The sequence below is a fragment of the Streptomyces sp. NPDC054956 genome (assembly GCF_053609185.1).
The window spans coordinates 1-3,735 of record NZ_JBSGXB010000489.1; the positions used below are offsets into that span (position 1 = coordinate 1).

Here is a 3,735-nt window from a genome sequence, read left to right on the forward strand (position 1 = left end):
ACCAGGCTTCTGGGGCCCAGGTCGTTCGTCCAGCAGGGCGCTCCACCTGGGCCCCTGGCGACTGCCCTGCTACCACTCCGTGTGGGACGACGGCAGACGGGATGACAGCAGGGCTTCGCCGTAAAAGGACACACCTATCTCAGGTTGGCCGATCAGACGCCTTAAGCATCGATCGATTGAATGAATTCAGCCAACGAATCCAAGTCATGCTGCCAGAAAATCCAGAGCCCGTCGATTTTCTGCGCGTTCGCAAGGCAAGAAAGATCAAATGCCCCTGCCAGGACGGCCACGGTGACAACCTGCGTACCAAACTTCGCCCGCCAGGTCTCCGACTTACCGCCACACTCTCTGATCAATCTTTTCCAGGAGTTTTTTGGACCGTTCGACACTTTACATTCAACAGCTAGCAGACGGCCATCCTTGAGACGAATCGGCACATCGCACTTAGCGCCGGCCACTTTACGCTCACGCGAAAAAGATCCACGTTCCAACACATCAAGGACGTTAATGTCCCCTCGCCTGGAATCTAGCGAGTAACCTATTTCGTTGAGAGTCTCAGCAACTTGCGCTTCCTGCGCCTTGCTCGCGGCCCCGCGTCGCCTAGTACGCAGGAGCTCCAAAGCCCACAATGCCGTTGTCGCCATTACGGCAGACTCCTGCTCGGTCGCAGTGGGCTCCCGCCCCTCAGAGAGCCAGGGAAACCTAACAGGGTCAAGAACTTCACGTATCACATCAGCAGTGTCATCCGACAAATCGGCTGGCACCGTGGTGAATTTATGCCCAACCAGCGTCCACAGATCCTCCTCGCTAACCGGAGGTGCGCAAAAATAGCGAAGGGCACGCCAAATGGAAGGGTCATACAGGAAGACGCCACCAGTAAGGTCCTGGAGATTAGAGGTTACGGAAAAGACTTCCCGTACCTTCGACTCAAGCTCCCTATAAACGGCCTCAAAAGCCCGCGGCCCCTCCTCTTTCCTCCCCTGACGAAAGAGCTCCTCAGAATGCGAGCGAGCACTGGAAAGTTCATCAACAGACCATTCCCGAGGGAATTTCCAAGTCTGTACCATCCCCCACTAACCAGCCTTTTCTCTTTGCTCTCGCGCAGCAGCGCGATGCTTGCCGTTCGTCTGATGCTCCATCGCCGTATACGCTATCCATTTGTGAAACTCGGCAGGCCACGGAGCGGAACTCGGAACAACCCTCCTTCCGCCTGCAAGAGAGGCCATGAGCATGGCCCCCAACTTCTCAGCCATGTCGGCCTGAACCGCGTTTCCGATCTGGCGGAATCTGCTGGCTACATTGCCCTGAATCTCCCACTCCCTGGGAAACCCCTGAACAGCCGCACATTCGCGCCAGGTCAACCTGCGAAGCGTGCCGTCCTCTGTTCTGATCCAGTCAGGCGTGCTGGCCGCTCTGATCGTTCGAGCAGGAAGGGACAAGTCCGCCAAGAATCGGTCCTGGCGGTATCCCCAGTGACCGCTCGGTCGATTCGCTTCAACGATCCCTGTCGACTTGACTCCGGTCCCTGGAACCAGGTTTGCCATTTCTTCGACCAGCGTCCCGGTGGGAACCACCACATCCTCGGGGGACGGAGCCGGCTGGCTGGAAAGGAACTCTCCTAGCGAAACCCAAGGCTTGAGGTCACTCACGAGCATATCCCCAGCGTTCTTACTGTGGGTCGGCTCTGGAAAATCAGGCAAAGCACGGTCTCGTGCGGCGAACATGAAGAGACGAATCCGGCGTTGTGGCGCACCGAAATCCGCAGCGTTCAGGAGCTTGAAGCGTGTCGCATAGCCAATTTCCTCAAACGACTGACGAATCAGCCGCAGAACGCCACCGGGCTCACCGTCTGGCGTTTTCGCCGTGACCAAACCCCGCACATTCTCGAATAGAATCAGCCTGGGCTTCAACTGCTCCGCAAGCGCGACAAATTCCAGGAACAACTTACCGCGAGGGTCTTCAATCCCCTTCTGTCGACCTGCCGAACTGAATGGCTGACACGGCGGGCCGCCAGCGAGCACATCCGGACGCCATCGACTCGTTGCCCCTTCAGGCCTGAGATCGGATGCTTTCAAGCTCTCGGCTGGCCCATGCAGCAGCCGCGTACCGTCTAGATGTGTAGCTCCTCCTTGCCCACGAACTGGAATCTTGAGCCGCTGGACCTCTTCCAGAGTTTTCATACAGTTCGCGTCGAAGTCATTAGCGGAGACTGTATGGAACCCTGCTCGCTCAAGGCCGAGATCCATCCCGCCGGCTCCTGAGAAGAGCGAAACGAGAGTTGGCCGCCTCTCACTATTGGAGGTACTCAAAAGATTCCTTCACTGACGCTGCATGGTGGGCTAGTGGGGTCTCACACCAACGGAGCGGGTGCTCGCTCGGCCTGCGTGTTCCCTGACCTTGGACTCGACTACCCATGATGCTACCGGGCAGTGACAGGCCAGTGTGAGAACTGGGGCAGGCTCAAGACCCACAACGTCGCACGAGGCGCGGCGCGGGCCCTACGTCCCGGAAGAGGCTGCCGCAATCGACAATTTGTCGTATATGTCACCCCGCCTGCCAGACAGTGGCGATCTTCGTTGGGGCCGACTTCCTCGACCGTATCTGCCGCTACTGCGACAGGATCTCCGGCCCGCACACCACCTGTGGACGACGTGGCAAGAGCTACGGTGGCTATATGGCCACGTCCCCACGTCCGTCATGGGCATCGAGCGACGCGGCGCGCTCAACCATGCGTGCCAACCGCAGCCGCGACTCGCAACCCGAGCTGGCCCTGCGTAGAGCAGTCCATGCTCTGGGCTTGCGCTACAGAGTGTGCACGAGACCTCTACCCAATCTGCGGCGCACAGCTGACCTGGTATTCCGTCGCGCTCGGGTCGCCGTCTTCCTTGATGGCTGCTTCTGGCACGGTTGTCCCGAGCATCACAGCACCCCCCTGACTCATTCTGAGTACTGGGCTAACAAGATTCTCAGGAACCAAGACCGCGACCGTGACACAGACATGCAGCTTGACGCCGCCGGCTGGCTCGCTATCCGCGTGTGGGAACACGAAGATCCCATCCAGGCCGCCCGGTCGATAGCTCAATCCGTTCACGCCCGAAGTGGCAGGCCGCAACCTAAACCACTCGCGGAAGCGGCGATCCACTCCGAAGCCGAGCCATCTATGCACGGACCATCTGTGGAACAGAGCCCGTCCGGCGAGCCACATGTGAGGCTATGACCTGCAGTAATGCCTCGGGACCTCAAGAGCCGTATGCACTGGCGTACGTTCTTCCACACCGGTACGAGGGCGCCCAGTGTGTCTAGTGGCCCGCCTAGATGTCCCCAGTGCGGTCAGCCGATGAAGTCTCGCGGCTTTGCCCTCTTCCAGCGGGAGGACGATGGGCGGCGGGTCTCGCGCCGAGATGACAGCTCGGGGTACATCGTCGATCAGCTGAAGTAGCCGCTTCCGCTGTCCGCGGCCCATACGTGGACGCGGGGCGCCAGAAGCCCGTCTTGTAGTCGCTTGACCAGCCGAAACGCGTGGGACGCACGGGGCCTCCGGAGCCGTGTGCGCAGGTTCGAATCCTGCCGGGGGCACTCCAGCCGGAACACCGCGATTACATCGCTGACCAGCTGAAGTGCCAAGCATGAAGGCCCGAACTCAGTGCGTTGTGGCAAACCGGATTTCGTTCGAGGCATGCGGGCGCGGGTGATCATCTGGACGGAGGTACGGGTGCGACCGCGGGCATGAAAGAA

At 59.7% G+C, this 3,735-nt stretch carries 3 protein-coding genes and 1 tRNA gene; 2 read left to right on the plus strand and 2 right to left on the minus strand.

Translation table 11 applies throughout. The features are described 5' to 3' along the window. Positions 1-161 precede the first annotated feature (161 nt). On the minus strand, positions 162-1,067 hold the full coding sequence (locus tag ACWGDE_RS37145) for a XamI family restriction endonuclease (protein WP_453393495.1): 906 nt from the start codon (positions 1,065-1,067) through the stop codon (positions 162-164). Positions 1,068-1,073: 6 nt separating this feature from the next. Next, entirely contained in the window at positions 1,074-2,309 is a 1,236-nt protein-coding gene (locus tag ACWGDE_RS37150; RefSeq protein ID WP_453393496.1) for a DNA cytosine methyltransferase, read from the minus strand. A gap of 419 nt (positions 2,310-2,728) precedes the next feature. Between ACWGDE_RS37150 and ACWGDE_RS37155 the strand changes: the two genes are divergently transcribed. Continuing rightward, positions 2,729-3,217 (plus strand): very short patch repair endonuclease, encoded by a 489-nt coding sequence (locus ACWGDE_RS37155; protein ID WP_453393497.1) that lies wholly within the window; start codon positions 2,729-2,731, stop codon positions 3,215-3,217. Positions 3,218-3,485: 268 nt separating this feature from the next. Next, positions 3,486-3,576 (plus strand) — tRNA-Arg (locus tag ACWGDE_RS37160). The last annotated feature ends 159 nt before the right edge of the window (positions 3,577-3,735 follow it).